The 23,851-nt window shown below is 36.5% G+C and carries 21 protein-coding genes; 7 read left to right on the top strand and 14 right to left on the bottom strand.

Annotated features, from left to right (window positions below; all coding sequences use genetic code 11):
- Positions 1-80: 80 nt before the first annotated feature.
- The 5 genes from RAH34_RS18640 to RAH34_RS18660 form a co-directional block, all read right to left on the bottom strand.
- On the bottom strand, positions 81-1,484 hold the full coding sequence (locus RAH34_RS18640) for an MFS transporter (protein ID WP_306597119.1): 1,404 nt from the start codon (positions 1,482-1,484) through the stop codon (positions 81-83).
- Positions 1,485-1,623: 139 nt separating this feature from the next.
- Positions 1,624-2,466 (bottom strand): hypothetical protein, encoded by an 843-nt coding sequence (locus RAH34_RS18645; RefSeq protein WP_034697012.1) that lies wholly within the window; start codon positions 2,464-2,466, stop codon positions 1,624-1,626.
- Between the two features lie 770 nt (positions 2,467-3,236).
- Positions 3,237-4,904 carry an asparagine synthase B gene (gene asnB / locus RAH34_RS18650; RefSeq protein ID WP_306597120.1) on the bottom strand — a complete coding sequence of 556 codons (1,668 nt, stop codon included), beginning with the start codon at positions 4,902-4,904 and terminating at the stop codon, positions 3,237-3,239.
- 319 nt (positions 4,905-5,223) lie between these two features.
- Complete coding sequence (locus RAH34_RS18655) at positions 5,224-6,891, bottom strand: GLPGLI family protein (protein WP_306597121.1); 1,668 nt, start codon at positions 6,889-6,891, stop codon at positions 5,224-5,226.
- Between the two features lie 189 nt (positions 6,892-7,080).
- Positions 7,081-8,286 carry an RsmB/NOP family class I SAM-dependent RNA methyltransferase gene (locus RAH34_RS18660; protein ID WP_114820771.1) on the bottom strand — a complete coding sequence of 402 codons (1,206 nt, stop codon included), beginning with the start codon at positions 8,284-8,286 and terminating at the stop codon, positions 7,081-7,083.
- Between the two features lie 607 nt (positions 8,287-8,893).
- Between RAH34_RS18660 and RAH34_RS18665 the strand changes: the two genes are divergently transcribed.
- Positions 8,894-9,238: a zinc ribbon domain-containing protein YjdM gene (locus RAH34_RS18665; RefSeq protein ID WP_306597122.1), complete on the top strand. Its 345-nt coding sequence runs from the start codon at positions 8,894-8,896 to the stop codon at positions 9,236-9,238.
- Positions 9,239-9,486: 248 nt separating this feature from the next.
- On the opposite strand, the gene RAH34_RS18670 is transcribed toward RAH34_RS18665, so the two are convergent.
- On the bottom strand, positions 9,487-10,422 hold the full coding sequence (locus RAH34_RS18670; protein ID WP_306597123.1) for a sulfate/molybdate ABC transporter ATP-binding protein: 936 nt from the start codon (positions 10,420-10,422) through the stop codon (positions 9,487-9,489).
- 75 nt (positions 10,423-10,497) lie between these two features.
- On the opposite strand from RAH34_RS18670, the gene RAH34_RS18675 reads away from it, so the two are divergent.
- A complete protein-coding gene (locus tag RAH34_RS18675) occupies positions 10,498-11,157 on the top strand; it encodes a YceI family protein (protein ID WP_306597124.1) in 660 nt (219 codons plus the stop codon).
- Between the two features lie 126 nt (positions 11,158-11,283).
- On the top strand, positions 11,284-12,294 hold the full coding sequence (pheS, locus tag RAH34_RS18680; RefSeq protein WP_076596202.1) for a phenylalanine--tRNA ligase subunit alpha: 1,011 nt from the start codon (positions 11,284-11,286) through the stop codon (positions 12,292-12,294).
- Positions 12,295-12,681: 387 nt separating this feature from the next.
- Here the strand turns inward: pheS and RAH34_RS18685 are convergent, their stop codons facing one another.
- Entirely contained in the window at positions 12,682-13,452 is a 771-nt protein-coding gene (locus RAH34_RS18685) for a DUF3108 domain-containing protein (RefSeq protein WP_114820774.1), read from the bottom strand.
- Between the two features lie 153 nt (positions 13,453-13,605).
- Between RAH34_RS18685 and RAH34_RS18690 the strand changes: the two genes are divergently transcribed.
- Positions 13,606-14,661 (top strand): NAD(P)/FAD-dependent oxidoreductase, encoded by a 1,056-nt coding sequence (locus RAH34_RS18690; RefSeq protein ID WP_062675398.1) that lies wholly within the window; start codon positions 13,606-13,608, stop codon positions 14,659-14,661.
- A 12-nt stretch (positions 14,662-14,673) separates the two neighbouring features.
- Positions 14,674-15,003, top strand: a complete 330-nt coding sequence (locus tag RAH34_RS18695) for a 2Fe-2S iron-sulfur cluster-binding protein (protein ID WP_034697026.1) — start codon at positions 14,674-14,676, stop codon at positions 15,001-15,003.
- Positions 15,004-15,061: 58 nt separating this feature from the next.
- On the opposite strand, the gene RAH34_RS18700 is transcribed toward RAH34_RS18695, so the two are convergent.
- From RAH34_RS18700 to RAH34_RS18720, 5 genes are all read right to left on the bottom strand, one after another.
- Entirely contained in the window at positions 15,062-15,643 is a 582-nt protein-coding gene (locus RAH34_RS18700) for a TIGR00730 family Rossman fold protein (RefSeq protein ID WP_114820775.1), read from the bottom strand.
- A gap of 1 nt (position 15,644) precedes the next feature.
- Positions 15,645-16,613: a hypothetical protein gene (locus RAH34_RS18705; RefSeq protein WP_114820776.1), complete on the bottom strand. Its 969-nt coding sequence runs from the start codon at positions 16,611-16,613 to the stop codon at positions 15,645-15,647.
- Between the two features lie 65 nt (positions 16,614-16,678).
- Positions 16,679-18,121 (bottom strand): aminoacyl-histidine dipeptidase, encoded by a 1,443-nt coding sequence (locus RAH34_RS18710; protein WP_306597125.1) that lies wholly within the window; start codon positions 18,119-18,121, stop codon positions 16,679-16,681.
- An 80-nt stretch (positions 18,122-18,201) separates the two neighbouring features.
- Positions 18,202-18,690 (bottom strand): hypothetical protein, encoded by a 489-nt coding sequence (locus RAH34_RS18715; protein WP_114820778.1) that lies wholly within the window; start codon positions 18,688-18,690, stop codon positions 18,202-18,204.
- A gap of 23 nt (positions 18,691-18,713) precedes the next feature.
- Positions 18,714-19,319 carry a hypothetical protein gene (locus RAH34_RS18720; protein ID WP_114820779.1) on the bottom strand — a complete coding sequence of 202 codons (606 nt, stop codon included), beginning with the start codon at positions 19,317-19,319 and terminating at the stop codon, positions 18,714-18,716.
- A gap of 497 nt (positions 19,320-19,816) precedes the next feature.
- On the opposite strand from RAH34_RS18720, the gene recR reads away from it, so the two are divergent.
- A complete protein-coding gene (recR, locus tag RAH34_RS18725) occupies positions 19,817-20,428 on the top strand; it encodes a recombination mediator RecR (RefSeq protein ID WP_076596214.1) in 612 nt (203 codons plus the stop codon).
- The gene (locus RAH34_RS18730) at positions 20,424-21,263 is read left to right on the top strand and encodes a glycosyltransferase family 2 protein (protein ID WP_306597169.1); all 840 of its coding nucleotides are present in this window, start codon (positions 20,424-20,426) and stop codon (positions 21,261-21,263) included. The genes recR and RAH34_RS18730 overlap by 5 nt, the downstream gene beginning before the upstream one ends.
- Positions 21,264-21,314: 51 nt before the next feature.
- Here RAH34_RS18730 and secG read toward each other — a convergent pair whose 3' ends face one another.
- Both secG and RAH34_RS18740 read right to left on the bottom strand, forming a co-directional pair.
- Complete coding sequence (gene secG, locus RAH34_RS18735) at positions 21,315-21,665, bottom strand: preprotein translocase subunit SecG (RefSeq protein ID WP_114820781.1); 351 nt, start codon at positions 21,663-21,665, stop codon at positions 21,315-21,317.
- Positions 21,666-21,798: 133 nt separating this feature from the next.
- Positions 21,799-23,844, bottom strand: a complete 2,046-nt coding sequence (locus tag RAH34_RS18740; protein ID WP_306597126.1) for a pitrilysin family protein — start codon at positions 23,842-23,844, stop codon at positions 21,799-21,801.
- Positions 23,845-23,851 lie beyond the last annotated feature (7 nt).

Consider the following 23,851-nt stretch of genomic DNA (forward strand, 5'->3'; position numbering starts at 1 on the left):
CAAAATTACCATTGTTATATGCGAAAAGCATTGATCTGTGTTAAGTTCGTAGGAAAGGATGAAACCGTGATCTGATCTGTTTACTCTTCCTTCGACTTCATATTCTTTCCATCCGAAATATGAAGCCTTCTGAACACAAATCCTGATAAAATCGTTAATATACCTACCGTGAGAAAAGTATACCGGAATGCATTGTGGATTTCTCCTTTGATCAGATCTGTATTTTCAAATAATTTTAAAACAATCAGTCCGAAGGCAATTCCAAAGCCGATTGCTAATTGTTGATTAACGGAGATCAATGAGTTTCCGCTGCTGGTCTGAAAGTTTCGAAGATCAGCAATAGAAATGGTGTTCATAGAGGTAAACTGTATCGAGTTGAAAAAACCTAACACCGCGATGATGGGAACAAACCAATATAGGGAAGTGTGAATGTTTGGAATGGCGAGAAGGCATATTAATGTTCCGATGATGAAGGTGTTCACCATTAAAGTCTGGCGGTAGCCATATTTATCTAAAATCTTAATGACAGAGGATTTTCCGAAGATGGCCGTCAAAGCCATTGGTGCAATGATCCAGCCTGAAGTGACTGCAGATTGTTTGTACGCAATCTGAATCATCAATGGAAGCAATAACGGAACAGAACTGATTCCTAATCTGGTGGCCAGATTTCCCACAATACCTACCCGGAAAGTTCTTACCTGAAAAAGGTTTAAAGGAAAAATAGGATGTCCTCCTTTTTTTGCATGTCTGTAGTAATAATAAAGTAATAAGAAACCAAGGATAAAGACGACAAGAACCGGCGTAATATTCTGCATGTCTCCAAAAAGTTCGAGCGATACGGAAAGCAGGAGAGAAGCCGCTGCAAAGATTAAGAAGCCCTTTAGATCAAAATCAACATCATCCGATTTGTAATTGGGCATGAATTTTAATCCTAAAAGAATTCCCAGAACTCCAATAGGAATATTGATCAGAAATATCCAGTGCCATGAAAGGTAGTCTACCATATAACCTCCCACTAACGGTCCGAGTACAGGTCCGATAAGTGCAGGAATAATAGCAAAGTTCATAGCCTTGAGCAGTTCGTTTTTATCAAATGTTTTAATGAGTGCCAGCTTCCCAACGGGTGTCATCAAGCTTCCTCCAACTCCCTGAACGACCCTTGAAATTACCAAATGGGTAAGATTTTGAGACATGGAACAAAACAGTGAGCCTAAGCTGAATAGCACTAATGAAAATATAAATACTTTTTTTGTTCCAAACCGGTCTGCCAGAAATCCACTGGCGGGCATAAAAACAGCTAATGTCAGAACATAACTGATAATAGCGTTCTGCATATTAAGCGGAGACTCTTTCAGGTCTTTTGCTATAGAAGGCAGAGAAGTATTCAGAATCGTTGAATCCAGCATCTGCATGAAAATAGCAGTGGCCAGAATTAAGGGAAGGATTTTCTTTATGGAGGTCTGTTGTGGGCTTGTTTCTGTCATTTTGTATAGGCTGGACATAGAAAATATCCAGACTTATTTTTATTTGAAGAACTTGCTTGCTTTAAGCGGTCTGATCCTTAGATCATGAAATCCATATAAAATTAAAAAAGTCCTGCGAGATTTCACAGGACTTTTTGATTTATTTTCTAGGTTTTTCTACTCCTTTCCATTCATCACCGGCTTTTCTATACTGGCTTAAGGTGAAAGTTTTGAAATCCTTTGTTTTATATTCGATGTTATCGGTATTCTGCTCAAACGGCATGATGTAGTAGTATTCGATATCCGTTTTATCAGATTTGTTTCCTTTTTTTACAGAAGGAACGTATTTTGAGAATTTATAGCTTGGAAGATATTGTTTCAATCTTGTGTAAAAAGCTTTGTCTTCTTTTTCGCTAGGGATAATATCTACAATGTTCAGATCGTCTTTTTTCTTGTCAATCCAAAGATAATACGTCTTTTCTTCTCCTATATTTCTGTTGAACGAGTTGAAAGCAAATAATTCTTTCGGTACAAGTTCCTTGATTTTTTCCGGATCAACCTTCGTATAATACTGACCTTTTGAAGGATCTACATACGTTTCAAGGTTATACATTAAAACAGAATTGTTCTCGAATTTTTTATTTTTAAAATATTGATTTAATGATAATTCTGCAGTTGCTCTTAATTCTTTCCCCCTTGCATCCAGTTTTTTTGTAGGGTTCTGAGGGTTTACATATTTTACAAATTCATATAAAACAACAGGTTTAATGTCTTTAAGGTGAGGATAAGTTTTCAGTTGCTCTGCCTTTACAAGCCAATAGAATTGTTGATAGTAGTCGTCCTTATCTTGGTCTTTCACACTCTTATAAGCCAAAGCAAGCTTCTTTGAATTCAGATATTTGCCATATTTTCCTTGTCCAAAAGCAAAACTTATGGCTAATAAGGCAAATAAAACAGTAAGGTTTCTTCTCATTTTTTTATAATTGATATTTTCGTTTTCCAAATATAATTATTTATTAGATATTATTTTGGATTGTGAGTTAAATTATGCCATATTGTTATTGTTAATTCAAGAAAAAATCCTGTATTGCTACAGGATTGATAAATTATTACTGAGGGAGTTATAGGTTGAATGAAAAAAATATACATTTCAATAATCAACTAATACTATTGAAAAGTTGAAATAAATAAACGCTATGGCCGCAAGGTTTATATTTCATTTTATCTAATTTCGGTCGCAAGGGCACTTCGTTCAGCTAGGATATCAGATTGTCTGTTGCTGAATGAAACACTTTTGCGATCGTGCTTAAAACTATAAAATTTCTTAGCGAACCCCGCGTTAAAAACTATTTTACTGCGTTAAATAAACGCTATGGTCGCACGTTTTATATTTCATTTTATCTATTTCGTTCGCAAGGGCACTTCGTTCAGCTAGGATATCAGATTGTCTGTTGCTGAATGAAACACTTTTGCGATCGTGCTTAAAAACTATAAAATTTCTTAGCGAACCCCGAGTTAAAAACTATTTTGCTGCGTTAAATATACGCTATGGCCGCAAGGTTATATTTAATCTTATGTATTTCGTTCGCGAAGGCACTTCGTTTAGCAAGGAAATCGGTTTGCCTGTAGCTGAGTGAAACGCCATTGCGATCGTTCTTAAATATAAGAAAAATGGCTTAGCGTGCTCTGCGCTAAAATATCCCAAAACCCGAATCACGTAACAAATTCATGAGCGCAGCGGATTGACAATTAACCATTCAACAACACACCCTTCTAATACGAAGTCTCATGCACCTTCACAGCTCTCCCGCTTGGATCATTCATTTTTTTGAACGCTTCATCCCATTCCAGAGCAATAGGAGTGGAGCAAGCTACAGATGGAACCGATGGAACGGTAGCCGCTGCAGTTTCACTTGGGAAATGTTCTTCAAAAATCGTTCTGTATCGGTATTCTTCTTTGTTCTGAGGCGTGTTTAGCGGGAATCTGAATCTTGCATTAGCCATCATCTCATCCGTTACTTCTTTTTCAGCCACCTCTTTCAAAGTATCGATCCATGAATAGCCTACACCATCCGAGAACTGTTCTTTCTGTCTCCATACAATTGAGTCAGGAAGAAGGTCTTCAAAAGCTTTTCTCAATACCCATTTTTCAATTTTTCCTTCAGCAGTATTGATCATTTTATCCTGAGGGTTAATGGTCATGGCAATATCCATGAATTCTTTGTCAAGGAAAGGGACTCTTCCTTCAATTCCCCAGCTCATCAGTGCTTTGTTGGCTCTTAAACAGTCATAAAGGTGAAGTTTGCCTAGTTTTCTTACAGTTTCATCATGGAATTCTTTTGCGTTAGGAGCTTTGTGGAAGTATAAATAACCTCCGAACAATTCATCGGAACCTTCTCCTGAAAGAACCATTTTAATCCCCATGGATTTGATGACTCTAGCTAAAAGATACATCGGGGTGGATGCTCTGATGGTGGTTACATCATAGGTTTCAAGGTGATAAATGACGTCACGTACAGCATCCAGTCCTTCCTGAACAGTAAAGTTAACCTCATGGTGAACAGATCCGATGTGTTCTGCCGCTTTTTGAGCAGCAGCAAGATCCGGAGAACCAACCAAACCTACCGCGAAACTGTGAAGTCTTGGATACCATGCTTCCTGAGTATCGCCACTTTCAATTCTCTGGCGGGCAAATTTTGCAGTGATCGCTGAAATAACAGATGAATCTAGGCCTCCTGAAAGAAGTACTCCATAAGGGACATCACTCATCAGTTGTCTGTGAACGGCATCTTCAAGACCTTTTCTCAATTTTGAGATATCCGTTTCATTTTCCTTTACATGATCAAAGCTATCCCATTCTCTGGTGTACCATTGCTGAAGTTCTGTTCCGTCCGGACTGAACATCAAATGCCCTGGCAAGAAAGTTTCTATTTTTTTGCAGATCCCTTCAAGAGCTTTTAATTCAGAAGCAACATAGTAGTTTCCGTTTTTGTCCCAACCCTGATAAAGCGGGCAGATTCCCATATGATCGCGGGCAATAAGATAAATATCGTTTTCAGTGTCGTATAAAGCAAATGCAAAAATTCCGTTAAGTTTCTCTACGAAATCTTTTCCGTATTTTCTGTAAAGGGCAAGAATCACTTCACAGTCGGACTGAGTCTGAAACTCATAATCCGGAAATTCTTCTTTAAGTTCTCTATGGTTATAGATTTCACCGTTCACCGCTAATACTACTTTTCCATCTTGAGTAAATAGAGGTTGTTTTCCAGAGGTAGGATCTACAATAGCAAGTCTTTCATGAGAAAAAATTACTTTCCCGTCCTGAAAAACTCCACTCCAATCCGGTCCTCTGTGACGGATTTTTTTTGACATTTCCAATACCTGAGGTCTTAATACTTCAGTTTTTTGCTTGGCATCAAATAAACATACAATTCCACACATAATTTTTATTATTTATGGAACAAAAGTAGAAGTGATGTTTATAAATAACAATGAAAAATATTTAAATGTGAAAGTTTTTAATTAATTAGTATTTTAAAGTTAAAATTTTTAATTAATTAAGTGGATTAATATGTTTTTGATTAATTTTTTTCGTTGAGCCATAATTTATATAAATCCATACGAAATAAAAATGACATATTTATTAATCTATGGTAATTAATTATATGAATTTTACCCCTTACTTTGTGGCTCGAAATAATTTTTTTTCATCATTTGTGTTTTTACCTTCTTGCAATTCTCATGCAAGAAGGTTTTGTTTTTATTGTATACCCAGTAACGTTCCCGAAACATTCCAAGCGCTGAAGCTTGTTCCTTCTGTAGGTCCCTGTGGAATTTTTACCTGTATGGTGTGTTTACCTGCTTTGAGATTTCCCAAAGGAATGAAATTAGGATTGGTAACCGTTCCCGGACACCAGTTTGATCTGCTGAGGTCTGATGATGAAAGCCCGTCCTGGAAATTTCCGGAAGCAGGATTGTATAAACGATACGAACCACAATCTGTTCTCCATGGGATAAATGAAAATACAGCATTTCCATCTAACGATATAGAATTGGCTTTAGGAACGAACTCATCGCCATTTTCCCAACCGCCGTGTCCCGTTGTAGTATATCTTAGCTGTGCATTTTTCAGATCTTTATCTAAAGTGAAAGTCACAAGAAGACCTTTATCCTGGTTGAACATGGTAGAGTAGTCCTGTCCTGCCATTTCCATAATATTTAACGTATTGAATAAAGGAATGGCGGTATTGTTTTTATTGACAGTCTGATCACTTTTATGAATGGTAATGTCCAGGCTCACTTTATGTCCTCCTTTATCGTAATTGCCAATAAAGGTACCTATCCAAAGCTCTTTTCCGGATAAAGCTGGTTTCAACTCTGTAATATCCTGTCGGTAAGGGCTGATGGTTTGCCAGTCTTTTCCTTTTAGTTGAATATGATTGAACTTCTGGATTCCGAAGGCCGTAAAGAAACGCATCATTTCCATGGCTGGGCTATAGCTCTCTGTAGCGGTTACTCCGTAATATTGTTTTCCATTTCCGTTTTCGTAAACAGGAAGTGTTTTTGCTCCTTTCTCAAGGCCGTCAAAAAAAGATTTTTCTTTGTCCTGCGGAATGAAGAATACGGTTCCGGTTCTGTCATAAGCATCTCCGTTAGATTGCTGCTTCAGTTCAACAAAAATATTTTCTCCATCTGTGATCGCGGGGAATTTTATTTTTTTCAGAATGATCGTTCCGTTGGCGTATCTTTTAATTTGTGCGTCAGATTTTGAGGCATCGGAGAAATTGATGGTTTCATTTTCGAAAACATTCAGTGTAGTAAATCTGCTTTTCCAAAGTAAATCTTTGTATCCCAGCTGATCGGTTGTCTGTAGGTTTCCTTTTACAATGTTTTCGATCCCTGTATTTTTGATTTTTTTGATTGATCCGGCTGTAATTAAAGAATTTTTATTTCTTTCCACTTCCAGAACCAATCCTAAATTCTGGCCTAAAACCGATGGTCCGCCTTTTAAATTCAAATCATTGGTGTACCAGACTTCAATAGTATTTGAATTGACCTTTGTAACTGCTTTTTTACAGTTGTATCCTAAAATCTTTTTTGTTTCATTGGTAAGCTCAAAATCCTGTTTTCCAACAGACTCTGTATCTGATGATGAAATAAGGGATCCCGGTTTTAAAAATGCGTAAGAAACAATAGTATTAGAGGGTTTTTCTACCTTAGTAATCTCGTAAGGATAACTGCTTTTTTGCTCCTTAATGGTACTGTTGAGAATAAAATTTTCTTTCTCATTGACCCAAACAATGGTAGAGGGCTGATCCGTTGATACCTTTCCGTTATACGAACTGGTGTACTGAATTTCATAGGTCTGTGCAGAAAACAGACAGTATACGAAAACAGCCAGAACATTGAAGACAATTCTTATATGCATAAATAAATGAGTTTGCAGCAAAGGTATTCTAAACTTTCTACAGTATCAATACGGTTTTAATCTATACAGTTAGTAGAGAATGTACTTTAAATGTTACAAAAAATGTTACATTTTTTTTGAAAAGGGTTTAAATAAAAAAAAACTACTCCAGAAAATAGAGTAGTTTAGTGTATTGTTATTGGATTTAAATTAAGAAACTCTCTCAATCAAAGCCATATAGAAGCCATCATACCCTTCGCTAGGCATTACTTTTTCGTCTTTAATCATCTTGAATCCAGGATTGTTTTTGATGAACTCATCTACCTGAAGATTGTTTTCAGAGGGAAGGATAGAACAGGTAGCATATACCATTTTTCCTCCTTTTTTAAGCATTTTAGAATAGTCCTGAAGGATTTGTTGCTGCTCCTTTTTAATTCTGTCAATAAAGTCCTGGTCAATTTTCCACTTACTGTCCGGGTTTCTTTTCAAAACGCCAAGACCTGAACATGGTGCATCAATCAGAAGTCTGTCCGCTTTTTCATGAAGACGTTTAATCACTTTGTTGTCAGAGATCATACGGGTTTCAATATTGTGCGCTCCTGCTCTTTTGGCACGACGCTTCAGCTCGGCAAGCTTCCATTCGAAGATATCTAATGCTACAATCTGACCTTTGTTTTTCATTAATGCTGCCAGGTGAAGTGTTTTTCCACCAGCTCCTGCACATGCATCTACTACTCTTTGTCCTTCTTTTACATCAAGGAAATACCCGATTTTCTGAGAAGAAGCATCCTGAACTTCAAATAATCCTTCTTTGAAAGCCGTAGTAAGGAAAACATTTTTCTTTTCTTCCAGCTGAACAGCATCAGGATAATTTTTAACAGGATAAGAAACAACACCTTCATCTGAAAGGTCGGAAATAAGTTCTTTAGTTGTGGTTCTTAAAGAGTTGGCTCTTAAAACCGTAGGAGCCTGCTCGTTTAAAGCAATCATTTCTCTTTCCCAGTTTGCACCCAGTTCTTTTTCAAGAGTTTCAGCCAGCCATTCAGGAATAGAGTGTTCTATTGCTTTTGTAGGAACAGTGTTCTTTTTAAGTTTGGTAAGAATATCGGCGATTTTGATTCCGTCAAATTCTTCGAATTTTTTATAATTGGTTTTACTCCAAAGTAAATACGCAATAATCAGTTTGTAGATATTGTTGGGTTTCACACCTTCACCCATATAGTATTCAAGGCGTTTTTTCCAACGGATAATATTGTAAAAAATTTCAGAAACAACGGCTCTGTCCTGGCTTCCCCATTTTCTGTTGGCTTTCAAAAGTCTTTCAATAACTTTATCGGCGTATTTGTTTTTCTCAAAAAATGTCTCCTGTAAGGCATCGTGAATTCCGATTGCCAAGTTTCTGTGAATAAGTTCCATAAATTTGCTTCGCTGTTTGAATCTGCAAAAATACGACTTTTAATTGAGAGTTGAGGATTTGGGTGGGAGAGTTTGAGAATAGGAGAGATGAAGGGGATAGTGGATAGTGAATGGTAAATGGTGAATCCGCTTCGCTTGTGAATTTTCGGGTTTCCGGTTGCGGGGCTACGAGTAATTATATATTGTACATACCAGTTTTCTAATGGAGGATTGTGCATTCACCATTCACCTTGCAAAGCAAAAATTGACTATTGACAATCTGAGATTCAGTAGTGAATGGTCTGTGTATTTATTATTTTTTTGCATGCTAGAAATAAATTTTAGTACTGAATCTGTAAAGATTTTCAGAATATTGATATTTTTTATTTGTTGACAATAGCCTTTCCCTTTAGAACAAATACACCTATGTTTTTGCTTAATGAAAAATATTTGCTGATAAAATATACACTGTTCATGATTATACTTTATTTTCTTTGCAGCAAGTATATTTAATTTATGTTAATTCACCGTCATGTGTTATATTAACGTATGCTTATTATCTACTATACTGAACTTTATCTCTTGACTTCAACCTCCAAAAAGTTCTACCTTTGCAAAAAATAAAAAGATGAGTGATACAATACTTTGTCCAAAATGCAGCTCCGAGTTTACCTACCCGAGCGATAATATGATGGTATGTTCCCAATGTTTCTATGAATGGGATCCGGCAGAAGCAGCTGCTGAAGCTGCCAACGAAGGAAAAATTCTGGATTCCAACGGAAATGAACTTCAGGATGGAGATTCTGTAGTGGTAGTAAAAGATCTTCCGGTAAAAGGAGCACCAAAACCGGTAAAAGCGGGGACTAAGGTGAAAAATATCCGTTTGAGACCGGGAAGTGATCACAATATTGACTGTAAAATTGATGGTTTCGGAGCAATGGCTCTTAAGTCAGAATTTGTAAAGAAAGCGTAAGAAAACTTAGTTTTTTATACCTTAAAAATAAGAAAAGGAAAAAATTGGACAGTGTAATCTTTCAAAAGACTTAATTGCAAGATTGCTAATGTCCGTCCGGAAGGCAGAAAGAGAATTAACCAAAAATTTCCTTATACTTTAGAAGTACAAATGTAAGAAAAAGTTTTTATAACAGTTTCTTGTGTTTGTACTTTTTTTATTGATAAGTATAAGTGAATGTATGAGTTATGGGTGTTTCAGTCTTTCGGCTAAATAAACGAAACATGTATTGTTCCAGCTATTTTCTCATCCGTATACACAACAAGTTCCTTTCCTTTTGCCCTTAATTTGTTCCAATAATAATTTCCTGCAAACCTGCTTTCAAGAACTTCGGCTTCGAGACCGTCTTCTGTAATTCTGATTTCTTTCGGATAATAAGAAAACTTTTGAAGCTTGAAATCTTCTGCTTCAGCCTCACTGAAAATATTCACTTCTCCAAATAATTTAGCAACATAAGCGTTGTAAGGATTTCTGTAGGTTTCTTCCGGGCTGTCATTCTGAATCAGTCTTCCGTTCTGCAGAATAACAATCTGGTCCAGCCATGGCATAATATCCTGAAGCTCATGAGTGGAAATAATCAGAGAAACGCCATGTTGTTTTACATATCTGAAAAGCCTTTCCCTCAGTTCAATTTTTCTCGGAAAATCCAGATTACTGAAAGGTTCATCTAAAATAAGAAGCTTGGGAAGTACAGATAATGCTCTGGCAATAGCGACTCTTTGTTGTTGCCCGCCGCTTAAGTATTTGGGAAGTACATTCGCAAATTCTTGAAGCCCTACCACTTCAAGAAGCTCCGTTACGGTTTCTTTTTTTTGTTTTAAATTGATATTAGAAATAAATTTTCCTACGTTTTCAGCCACTGTCGCGTAGGGCATAAGATCAAAATTCTGTGCTACGAATTTCATTTCAGGTTCTCCCGGAACAAGATTTCCTTTCGGTCCCAAAAGCTTTGTTCCGTTAAAAATAATCTCTCCGCTTTCCCAATCCAAAAGACCATAGATAAGGTTAAGAAGAGTGGATTTTCCACATCCGCTTTCACCTGCAAGAGCTATGATTCTGTTTTCTTCAAACCTTAGGTTAAGGTTCTGAAACAGGGGATTTTCTTTGTTGTGAGAGAAAAATAAATTGTTTATTTCTAATAGCATATTACAAATGTAAGGTTTTTATGAAAACATAATTTTTTTTATTATATTAGCGGAACTAATAAAAATAAATCAAAAATGAGAAAAAAACTGTTTTCGTTAGCTATTCCTGCATTATTTATTGCTGCTGTAATGGTTTCTTGTAAAAAAGACAAACCACTTACCAGTGAAACTAATGAGGTGACGACTACTAAAGAAGGTAGCCAGTTCACTTTGGATACGCTAAACAGTAAGGTTGAATGGAAGGGATACAAAGTATTTAAATCTGAGAATACAAGCCATTTTGGAACCATCAGGTTTGAAAGTGGAGATGTGACGGTGAAAGACGGAAAACTGGAAAGCGGAAAATTCGTTGCTGATATGAATTCTTTAACTTCTGTGGATCTGAAAGACAGTCCGGATGATTTAGGAAAATTAAACGGCCACCTGAAAAGCGGAGATTTCTTTGAAGTTGAAAAATTCCCGACAGCTTCTTATGAGATTACAAAGGTTACTCCGGCTACAGAAGGTGATTATAATACTCTTTTGGATGGTAATTTAACGATTAAAGGAATTACAAAACCTGTTCAGTTTAAGGCTAATGTTTCTGTGAAAGACGGAGAAGTAAGTGTCGCTACTGAACCGAAAGATATCAAGAGAGAAGAGTTTGGAGTGAAGTTCCAGGCTCCGGCTGAAAACGGTGTGATTAAAGACGAGGTAACTCTTCAGATCAGCATTAAAGCCTTAGAAAAGAAATAATTTTTTTATTTAAGTGAAATAAGTGATTGAAGTCTGCCTCCCGAAAAAGAGGCAGATTTTTTTTTGACGGACTTATTATTCAACTTAAAATCGTATTTTTGCAAAACATTTTGAAAGGGTAAAACAATGATAGAAAAGATAGAAGAATTACTGGTCGAAGTAAATGGCTTCAATGCTACCTCTAAGGAAGATATCGAAAACTTCCGAATCAAGTACAACGGTAAAAAAGGGGTTCTTAATGATTTTTTTGAAAAATTTAAAGAAGTTCCTAACGACCAAAAGAAAGAATTCGGACAGAAGATCAACACTTTGAAGCAGGCAGTTGCTGTAAAACTGGAGGATTTGAAAAATGCTTCCGCATCTTCTGTTGTGGTTGAAAAAGAAGATCTTACAAGACCCGCTTTTCCATTGGAATTGGGTTCAAGACATCCGATCAATCTGGTAAAAAACAGAATTATTGAAATCTTCAAATCTATCGGTTTTGCCGTAGCAGACGGACCAGAGATTGAAGATGACTGGCATAACTTTACCGCGCTTAACCTTCCGGAATACCATCCGGCAAGAGATATGCAGGATACATTCTTTATTGAACAGAATCCTGATATTCTTTTAAGAACGCATACTTCTTCCGTACAGACCCGTTATATGGAAGAAAATCAGCCGCCTATCAGAATTTTATCTCCGGGAAGAGTGTTCAGAAATGAAGCAATCTCTTCACGTTCTCACTGTATTTTCCATCAGATTGAAGGATTATATATTGATGAAAATGTAAGCTTTGCAGATTTGAAGCAAACGATTCAGTTCTTCACGACTGAGCTTTTCGGAAAATCTAAAATCAGGATGAGACCTTCTTTCTTCCCTTTCACAGAGCCAAGTGCTGAAATTGATGTGTATTGGGGATTAAACTCTGAAACAGATTACAGAATTACCAAAGGAACAGGATGGCTTGAGATCATGGGATGTGGAATGGTAGACCCTGCCGTACTGAAAAATGTGAATATCGATGCTGAGAAGTATTCAGGATATGCATTCGGAATGGGTATTGAAAGAATCACGATGCTTCTTTACCAGATGAGTGACATCAGAATGTTCTTTGAAAATGATATCAGAACACTGGAACAATTCAAAACGCTATAAAAAATCAAACCTCCGGAGCTCCGGAGGTTTTTTGTTTTTAATTACTGACCTAAGAAACAAAACGTAATTAAAAACTGATCTTATTGAAAAATTTACACGTGTCTGTTTCTTATGTCCATACTTCGGTTCGAATCCGCTAGGTATCTCAAATAAAGTATTGATATGCTGCAGCTCTTTAGCCTGCCTCTATTATAAAGACAATCAATATTAATATTCTATTACATTGAACATACAAAAACCTGTCTCAAAAGTGTCATTCTGAACGAAATGAAATGGAGTGAAGAATCTCAGGTTATTAATTATCGCTGAGATTCTTCCTTCATCAGAATGACAAAAATCAAATTATTTGACTTTTGAGACAGGTTTTATCTTTAAAACTAAGGATTGTTATTTAGTGAACTTTAAAGGGTACTTCACATTTTTATAATCATCAATACTCGCTTTCAGTGATCCTACTGCAAGTTCAGCTTTCAACAGCATAGGAATGTGGTTAGCATCATTGGAAACCCACATGGTTACGCCTTCTTTTTCCTTAAACACTCTTCCGCTCTTTACAGATGGAATAATCTTTAAACAGTTGATGGTTCCGAATTTTGTCTTTAAGTTTTCTGTTCCTGTTACTTTCAGCTGGAAAGGAAACATTTCATCATCAATCCACACATTCATATTAATAACCGTTCCTACTTTCAATTCATCGGGACTTTTACTTCTTAAATAATAAAAGCATGAAAGCATATCCTGAACACCTTTTACTGATTTTAAAACCTTAGAACCATTGGCTGGGGTCTTTTTATCCGTTAAAATTAAAGTATTATTATCATGATTAAAAACCGTTTCAAAATGCTGACGATAACTTCCTTCACGTACATTTCTGACATAAAAGCTTGGTAATCCCGTCTGTGTATTGATGAAACTTTCATATAAGTCTTCTACTTTAAAGAACGCTTTTACAGCACCTGTAGTTTGTCCTGTTCCTTTTACATAAAGATGAGGAACTCCTTTGTAGGTAGTTTGTTTGGTAGTAAGATTGGCAGTTCCTGCATTAAGGAAACCATAGTGAATTCTAAGAGTAATAGATTCGCCATCTGCGATATTATCAATCTGGGCCGAGCCTAAAAAGAATATAAATACAGCAAAAAGGTTCAAAAGTTTATTCATAACAAGACTTTTACAAAAATATTGCCAAATTTAAAATCTTAATTGATAGATATTTGACAAATCTCAGGTTTTTATTTAGAATCAATTAAATATGCTTCGCATTAAAATTAGTAAATTTGCAGTTACATGTATAATTAAATTATCTTAAAGATTATGATAACCACTGATATATTGATCATAGGTGCGGGACCTACAGGACTTTTTGCAGTTTTTGAAGCTGGTTTATTAAAAATGAAGTGTCATATTATTGATGCACTTCCACAGCCGGGAGGGCAATTGGCGGAACTTTATCCTAAAAAACCTATTTTCGATATCCCTGGTTATCCTTCAGTGAATGCCGGAGAATTGGTGGATAATCTGATGGAGCAGATCAAGCAGTTCCAGCCTGGATTTACCTTAGGGGAAACCGCTGTTTCTTATACAAAAATAGATGATGAGTGGTTTGAAGTGATCACGAATAAAGGAACCGTTCACAGATGTAAAGCGATTGCCATCGCAGGAGGTTTAGGGACTTTTGAGCCAAGAAAACCTACTTTTGAAAATATCGCTGACTATGAAGAAAAAGGTCTTGAATATTTCGTTAAAGAACCTGAACACTTCAGAAATAAAAAAGTGGTGATTGCTGGTGGAGGTGACTCCGCGTTAGACTGGAGCATCTTCCTTTCCAATGTTGCCAGTGAAGTAACTTTGATCCACAGAAGAAACGAGTTCAGAGGAGCTTTGGATTCCGTAGAGAAAGTTCAGGATCTGAAAAACCAAGGGAAAATCAAATTAATCACGCCTGCTGAAGTTACCGGTATTAAAGGTGACGGAAAAGTAGAAGCCATCACGGTAGAAGTGGAAGGTCAGGAAGCTTACGATATTGAAACGGATTATTTCATTCCTTTATTCGGATTGACTCCAAAATTGGGAGAGATCGGAAACTGGGGATTAAATATCGAAAAAAATGCAATCGTTGTAAATAACGCTCTTGATTATCAAACTAACATTGATGGGATCTACGCTATCGGAGATATCAATACATACCCTGGAAAACTGAAGTTGATCCTTTGTGGTTTCCACGAAGCGACTTTAATGTGTCAGAGTGTATACAACAGACTAAATCCTGGTAAAAAATTCGTATTAAAATATACAACGGTAAGTGGTGTTGACGGATTTGACGGAAGCCGTAAAGAAGCAGAGAAGGCAGTTGTGAAAAAAATTGACTAATTTTGCAGAATTATGTCAGACGTTAATATTAAAATCACCGACAGAGAAGGGGTAACCCACGATGTCGTAGCTCCTACGGATATGTCCATGAACTTAATGGAAATTATCCGTTCCTATGAATTGGCAGAAGAAGGTACTATTGGAGTATGCGGAGGAATGGCGATGTGTGCTTCATGCCAGGTATATGTAATCAATGATCCCGGTTTGGAACCGATGGGTGATGAAGAAGATGCCATGCTGGCTGAGGCTTTCCATGTGAAAGACAACAGCAGATTGGGATGTCAGTTGCATATTGCCGATGCTATGGAAGGGCTCGAAGTGGAAATAGCTCCTTATCCTTAGAAAATATTTTTTAATCTTAATAAGAAACCCGTCCGAGTTATTCGGACGGGTTTTTTCTTTATACCTCATCTTTGCTGATCACTTTCCAGATTGTAGGAGCCTGATAATTTCTCATTTTTTCCAGCAGATCATCAATTGAATTACTGAGGAGTACCATATCACTGTTGATTTGTTTTAAAAATCCTTTGTCCACCATGGTCTGAATAAGTTGAATCAAGTCATCATAAAATCCGTCAATGTTCAGAATTCCGATAGGTTTTTGATGAAGTCCCAGCTGTGCCCATGTGATCATCTCGAAAAACTCTTCCAACGTACCATAGCCACCGGGAAGAACGATAACCCCGTCACAGAGTTCGTTCATTTTGGTTTTTCTTTCGTGCATGGTTTCCACGATGATAAGTTCTGTCAGGTTCTTGTGGGCAATTTCTTTGGATTGTAAAAAGTGGGGAAGGACTCCAATGACCTTGCCTCCTTCGGCTAATGCTCCGTCTGCTATGGTTCCCATCAAACCAACATCAGCACCGCCATATATAAGCTGTATACCTTGTTGAGCTAAAGTTTGTCCCAATAAAAATGCTTGTTCTTTGTAAATGTCGTGCGAGCCAAAACTTGAGCCGCAGAATACGGTGATACTTTTCATATTACTTGCAGAAATCAATTAAATAGTTTCTAACATCAAAATCTGTTAAATCTCCAGCTTTTCTGAAGCTTGTACATGCTTGTTCATTTTTTCCAACAGCAAGATATGATATCCCTAATTTAATATATCCGTCACGAAATCTTGAGATGAAACGATTATCTTTAATTTGTAATTTATCCAGTCCACTGAGACTTTCGATTGCGTTTTCAAATTGATTGTTATTATAGTATTCAAAACCATTTCCAATAATATGGTATAAATCTTTCTCCGATTTGTCACTCAAATCCTGGAACAATTTTAAAAAATGTTTTTCTTCAGTTACTAACATGTCTATTCCATAAGGATTTTTAAAATATTTTTCGGCCTGCATTAATGCTTGCACAAACTGTGTGTCATATTGAGGAGTACGCTTGTCAAGTATTTTAATATTAGTAATCTTATTATCTTTGGTTAGAATATATTCAATTTTAAAATATAAGTCATTCATATCTTTTGAGTTTTCCTGCTTCATTAAGGGAATTATGAAGTCATCAAAAGTTTTTTCATGGTTAAATATAGGTCGAATTATCTGATTGGCAACTAATAAGCTATCATTGTTTCTAACTTCAATTTTAGGTCTAAATTCTGGATACTTTTTTATAAAATCCTCTCCTTTTAATAATAGTGATATTTCATTTCCTTCTTGTAATATCAGATAATTATCTTCAAACCAGTATTTGAAGGTACGATTTTCAAGATTTATCTTATCATTATAAAATTTAGCTTTGAATCTTTGCTTATAAATGACTAATTCATCTTGATTAATAGTATACAAAAGTCTGAAGGAATACTTAGAGTTATTTATTTCTAAGTTTTTTCCATTAGATTGAACAATTTTATCTAGAATCCATTCACCTCTTAATTTTTGTGATTGAGAGTAAGTTTTAATACAGATTATCAGATAAAGTATAAATAATATTCTTTTCATCATATTTAAAAAATTAAAATATCCAAAATCATAAGACTTTGGATATTCAATATACTCATTTTAATGGTCTATTTCTGAGGAATATTCGCTAAAATATCTTTCAGGAAGCTCCAGAATTTCTGAGTGGAAGGGATGTTTGCCTTCTCGTCAGGAGAGTGCGCTCCTCTGATCGTTGGTCCAAAGCTTACCATTTCCATTTCAGGATAGTTGGCTCCGATGATTCCACACTCAAGACCTGCGTGGCAAGCTACTACATGAGGTTTTTCGCTGAACTTTTCAGTATAAAGCTTCTCCATTAGTTGTACAATTTCTGAACCTGGTTTTGGCTTCCATCCCGGATATGATCCGCTGAATTCAACATTCATTCCAGCAAGCTCTGCTACCGATTTTAATTGTTCTGCCACTGAATATTTGGAAGAATCTACAGAAGATCTTGTAAGGTTTAAAATCTTAAGTTCTCCACCTTTCAGTTCTACTCTTGCAACGTTGTTGGAAGCTTCTACAAGATCAGCCACATCAGGGCTCATTCTGTAAACTCCATTGTGAAGAGCTTTTAAAGTATAGATCACTTTTTTAGAATCTGCTTCTGAAATAGCTTTATCAGAAGACGTAGAGTTCTCAATATTGATTTGAAGTCCCGGTTCTACAGTCGCGAATTCTTCTAAGATATCTTTTTTAAGAACCGTTACATTTTCAATAAATTCCTGAGCATTTCTCACAGAAATAACAGCAGTTCCTTCTCTTGGGATGGCATTTCTCAGACCTCCGCTATCTATAGAGATCAGTTCAATATTCTGGTTTTCCAGTCCGGTGTAAAGAAGTCTTCCCAAAATAATATTGGCATTTCCGAAACCTTTATGGATATCCATTCCGGAGTGTCCACCCTGAAGACCTTTTACTTCAAGTCTTACAATTTGTCCTTTTGAAGCTTCTGCAGCATAGGTTTGAGTGATTGTCACGTCTACACCTCCTGCACAGCCAATATCAATTTCATCATCCTCTTCAGTATCAAGATTCAATAGAATTTGCCCTGTCAGTTGTCCTGGTTTTAGTCCTAAAGCACCTGTCATTCCAGTCTCTTCATCAATCGTGAAAAGAGCTTCCAATGCAGGGTGTGGAATATCTGAACTTTCAAGGATAGACATGATGGTAGCTACTCCTAAACCATTATCAGCTCCTAAAGTAGTTCCTTTTGCCTTTACCCAGTCACCATCAATTTCCATTTTGATTCCTTCCGTTTCAAAATCGAAATTCACATCATTGTTTTTCTGGCAAACCATATCAAGGTGCGATTGAAGCACGATCGATTTACGGTTTTCCATTCCTGCCGTGGCTGGTTTTTTAATAATTACGTTTCCTACTTCATCTACCGTAGTTTCCAGTCCTAAATCTTCACCAAATCCTTTGATGAAAGCAATTACTTTTTCCTCTTTTTTTGAAGGTCTTGGAACTGCATTTAATTTGGAGAAGTTTTTCCAGATAATCTGCGGTTCTATATTAGATAATTCCATTGAATTTTATTTTTCTCAAATTTACGAAATAAAAAATGCTTCCGTGAGATACAGAAGCATTTTTGTGGGATTTCGCTTTATTAACATCCGCATTCTCCATAGATCGGAGTGGTAAATGTGGTTCCGTCCGGTTTCTCTATAGTCAGAGTGCCTTCAAACAGTAAAGCTTCTTCGCCTTTTATTTTTTTACCTTTTACAGAAATTTTGTAATCGTCATTTTCTATTTCCTTGGTAAGCAATTCATCTACTTCCATATCACTTGAGGAAATAAGATTCATAGCCAGCCTTTTGCCGTCCAGCATCATATAAGCTGTTTTTCCGGCGTCATCTGCATAAATGTATCTCTCATTTTCAAAATCAGTTTTGCTTGCTGCAAAATAGCAGGAGCATTCTTTGATTTCTTTTGGAAACGGAATGGTTCCTACCAGAATATTTCCTGATGAATGATGTGCTGAAGCAGTATCTTTAGTAATATGTAAAGAATCAGCAGCAGAACCTGAAACTGTTTCTTTCTCCTTTTTACAGGCTACCAATAGAAATGCGGAAAATACAATGATTACATATTTCATGTCTTTGTGGTTTTATTATTTGTTTATCCTCTTGCTCTTTCAAGAAGTGTCATCATTAATAAAGAAAGGATTACCAAGCTTTCTTCTTCGTCATCAATATCGATCAGTCTGTCCAGCTGGAATCTTCTTCCGAAGAATGAAGGCATTTTTTTCAGTTTAAAATAAGCCTTTCCATCAATTCCTGTTACGGTGTAAGATGGATTAAGGAAATACCCTGTAAACATTCCGATAATAGGAAGTTCTCCTACAAAGCTGTCCCAGAATCGCACCCATGCACTGTCTTCCTGAATTTTAAACTTCGGCTGATCGTGTGAATCCAGAATATCATAACTTGCTTTCCAGATAGAACGCATTCCTTTTCTTGCCAGTCTGCCGAAATTTTTGTTGTCAATAAGATCATTCAAAGAATAAGAAGCATTGAAATCAATCCATTGATTTGCCCTGATTCTGAAAAGCTCTTTAGACTTGCTTTCATCATTAAAAACGATAACATCCTCTTTCAACTTAAACATTTTCTGACGAACATAGGCTACATAATTTCCATTTTTGTCAGTAATATTAAAGTCACTTGCTAAAGTAGTGATTTTGAATTTGAAATCCAGAGGATAATTAAGATTGTTAAGTACCATGTCAGTTTATTTTTTTCATATTTAATTTAAGCCGCAAATATAAAGGTTTTTTTAGTGCTCTCAGGTATGGTAGAGATTTAAAATATCATAATGAGACATTGTGTTAAAAATAAACGCTATGGTCGCAAGGTTGATATTTACTTTATTTATTTCGATAGCAAAGGCGCTTCGTTCCAAGGTATTCGCTTTGTTTATTGCTGAGTGGAACGCCCTTGCGATTCTTTTTTAGCCATTAGATATCTTAGTGGACCTCGCATGAGAATCTATTTAACACAGCATTTGCAGGGTTTGCTCGCAAAGACATTTTGTTCAGCCAGGATATCAGCTTTATCTATTGCTGAGTGAAACGCCCTTGCGATCGTTTTAAGAATTATAAAAATTCCTTAGCGAACATTGCATTAAAATTTATTTATGTTGTATGAAAATTCACAAGCAAAGCGAATTGACGATTCACTATTCACTATCAATTATCAACTTTAATCCTTATTTTTGTACCTATGGATTACCCTAGTAAAGTATTGGCAAAAGCGGTAGATGAGATTTCGGGATTGCCTGGGATTGGACGAAAAACGGCTTTGAGGTTAGCACTCCATTTGTTGAAGCAGCCCAATTCAAGAGCTGTAAGTCTTGGAAATTCTCTGATTAACCTTGTCAATGAAATAAAATACTGTAAAGAATGTCACAATTTTTCAGATTTTGACATTTGTGAAATATGCAGCAATGAAAAGAGAAATGGTGAACTGATCTGTATCGTTGAAGATGTGCGTGACGTAATTGCGATTGAAAATACAGGAAAGTATACAGGAAAATATCTGATTCTCGGTGGGAAAATTTCTCCCATGGAAGGAGTAGGGCCAGGCCAGCTGAATATTCCAAGTATTGAAAAGAAACTGAATGACGGGAAAGTAAAGGAATTTATTTTCGCACTGAGTGCCACCATGGAAGGGGACACCACAGCTTATTATATTTACAAGAAATTTAAAAACTTCAATGTGAATTTTTCAAGTATTGCAAGAGGAATTTCTGTTGGTGATGAATTGGAATATGCGGATGAAATTTCTTTAGGAAGATCTATTATCAACAGGTTGCCGTACAACGAAAAGGATTAATATGAAGCTGTCCGTTATTATTGTTAATTATAATGTTACCCAATTACTCAGAAGCTGTCTCCTGTCACTCCAGAAATACATTCAGGAAATAGAGTATGAAGTGATTGTTATTGATAATGCTTCTACAGACAGTTCATGGGGAGATCTTATTCCGGAATTTTCCGATGTACATTTTATTTCATCTGCAACAAATGGTGGTTTTGCAAAAGCAAATAACCAGGCTGTTCAGCAGGCAAAAGGAGAATATGTATTGCTTTTGAATCCCGATACGGAATTTGAAGGGTTTTATATGAATGAGCTGCTGGATTTTGCAGATGCTCAGCCTTCATTCGGATGCCTGGGAGTGAGAATGCATGATGCAGAAGGGTATTTCCTTCCTGAAAGCAAACGTTCGGTTCCGGATATGTTCAACTCGTTTGAAAAGCTGTTTACCAACTTTAAGAATAATAACTCCAAATCTTATTACAGAAACGATATAGAAGAAAATGCCATTGCAGAGGTGGACGTGATCACCGGAGCATTTTTATTGGCTAAAAAAAAGGTCTATGAAAAAATTGGTGGATTGGATGAAGCTTATTTTATGTATGGAGAAGATATTGATCTCTGTTATACTTTTTTAAGAAACGGATATAAGAATTTCTATTATGGGAAAGTTTCTATCCTTCACCATAAAGGAGAAAGTACCATCAAGGATGAAGTCTATCTCAACAGGTTTTATGGAGCGATGCAGATCTTTATTGATAAGTATTATAAAGAATCGAAGCCTGTACAGTATTCATTTTTAAAGGCAGGATTAAAACTTCGGCATCAGATAGAAAAGATCAAGTTAAAATAAAAAAGCAACTCAATTTGAGTTGCTTTTGTTGTATGTAAGATAATATTCTTCTTATTTTGCCGGAGCTGCAGGAGTCTGTGCCGGAGTAGTTGTAGAAGAAGCAGGAGCTGACTGTTTAGCCGGAGCTTCTTTCTTAGCAGGCTGTTGTGCAGGAAGTGCCTGAGACGGCTTACCTGTAATAACAACACTTAAAAGGATAAGAACGATGATAGTTCCGCCTAGAGTCCATGTTGCTTTTTCCATGAAATCATTGGTTCTCTGTACTCCGAACTGTGCAGATGATGCACCTCCGAATGTACTGGAAAGGCCTCCTCCTTTTGGGTTTTGTGCCATAACGATAATTACCAATAAGACACTGGCAATCATAACAAGAACCATCAATAGTGTAAATATAGTATCCATTAATTCTTATATCTTTTTGAATGGGCAAATTTAATCTTTTTTTACTGAATTACAAAAAAAGATGTCGCCAAATGTTGATAAAAATAAAAACGGCAACAATTGTTGCCGTTTTTTGTATAAAAACAGGATGTTCTTATTTAAAATCGGCATCTGTAGCCTTATTGATCTCATAAGACTTTACCGTCATCGTCATGTCCATTCCCATCTGGCTTACAGAGATGGTATAAGGCATTTTTACGCCGTTTACATCTTTGTAATTCGAGAATGTCGTCGGAATGGTCATTTCCTGACCTTTAGCTTTTATTTTTTTAGTTTCTCCGGTTTTTAATCCCGTTGCCACACTGTAGTAATAGGTTGTATTTCCTCCTTTAATAGCATAAGAATCTTCACCTCCGATTTTCTCAATTCCTCCTAATTTATAGTCGGGAGATTTTGCAAATCCCAATTCTTCAAAAATCTCAGGATTTTTTTGTTTTTCGGCAATTTCCTCTGGTGTGATGTCAACCTTTTGTCCCATTTGCATAGAATAGCCGGTTTTCCCGTCGAATACCTGCTTCTGAACAACCTGTCCCATTGCTGTTACAGTGGTAAGCTCCTTTCCGCCTTGTGCTTTAACAATTTTAAAATCGATATTTTGTCCTTGCATAGACATTGAGGCGTTGGTTGTATAAGAAGTGATTTTCGCCAGATTAGCTTTTCCTCCGATAGCATTGATGTACTTGTCAACAACAGATGCAACGGTTACATTGGCATCCACTTTTTGTACAGTTGGTTTTGCAACAGGGTTGGCTTCTTTATCGAAATATTTTACAGGATAACCTAGTTTTTCCAGTCCTTCAGAAATATCAGAAGCTTTACCAGCGATGAATATTCTGCTCTGGTTGGGTAAGATGGTAGCTTTTACTGCATTGGAAACATCTGCTGCAGTTACCTTATCAATAGATTTTAAGTAATTGGTGTAGAAATCAGCAGGTAAATCCTGAACCTTCAGGTTTAAAGCAAATCTTGCGATATTGGCAGGTTGTTCCAGGGCCAGAATGAAAGCTCCTTTCAATTTAGCTTTAGCATTTTCCAACTCTTCTGGTTTTATGGTAGAGATCGCGTTAAGTTCATTCATGAATTCCTTAACAGCTTTGTCTGTAACCTCATTTCTTACGCTTGCACTTGCAGAGAATTGTGGAGAATACTTGCTGGCCACCATTTCTGAGTAAGCCCCATAAGTAAATCCGTTTTTCTCACGAAGGTTCATGAAAAGTCTGGCTTCACCGCCACCACCAAGGATGTAATTGGCGATTGTAGCAGGGAAGTAGTTGGCATCTTTCATTTTCAGGGTGTTCAGGTTGTTTAAAGAAACAACCGACTGTACTGCAGAAGGAACATCTACTATGTTGATCTCCGTTTTAGCAACATTAGAAGCAGGTTCTAATGGTGTAATAGGAGTGTTCGCTTTTTTCCAGCCACTGAAAGCTTTTTCGATCAAAGGCTTTACCTGGTCAAACTTTACGTCTCCTACAATTACTAAGTAAGCATTGTCCGGAGCGTAGTATTTTTTATAAACATTTTGTACATCAGCAAGCTGAATTTTGTTGATAGACTCAACGGTTTCAAACTCACCTCTTGACGTATTCTTCCCATACATCAAAGCGTTGGATACTCTTTCAGCAATTGAAGAAGCATTTTTTTCATCAGCTTTTAATCCTTCAAGGGTTCTCTCTTTAGAGTTTTGAATTTCCTCAGCGGAGAATTTAGGATTAATGATCGCATCAGCCATTAGACCTAAAATTTCAGGGAAATATTTTGAAAGTGAATTGGCAGAAGCACCTCCTGAAGAGAAATTAAGATTTGCCCCAAGATAGTCTACTTTTTTGTTGAAATCGTCTTTGCTGATGTTGGTTGTTCCGTTTTCGAACTGCTCAGCCATAATGCTGCTTACTCCAGTTACTGCTCCTTCGTTGTATGGAGGTCTGTCCATAGAAAGGCTGGCACTTACTCTTGGTAATTTGTTGTTCTCAACCACCATTACGGTAAGACCGTTGCTTAGCTGGAAAGTTTTTGGCTTCGCAATGTTAATCGCAGGAGTAGGTCCTGGTTTTGGCATTGCATTAAGATCTATTTTTTGTGCTGAAACCATTCCTGTAAAGAAAAATGCTGCAGCTATATATGTTAATTGCTTTTTCATTTGTAAA

It is taken from the genome of Chryseobacterium sp. WLY505 (genome assembly GCF_030846215.1).
Taxonomy (GTDB): domain Bacteria; phylum Bacteroidota; class Bacteroidia; order Flavobacteriales; family Weeksellaceae; genus Chryseobacterium.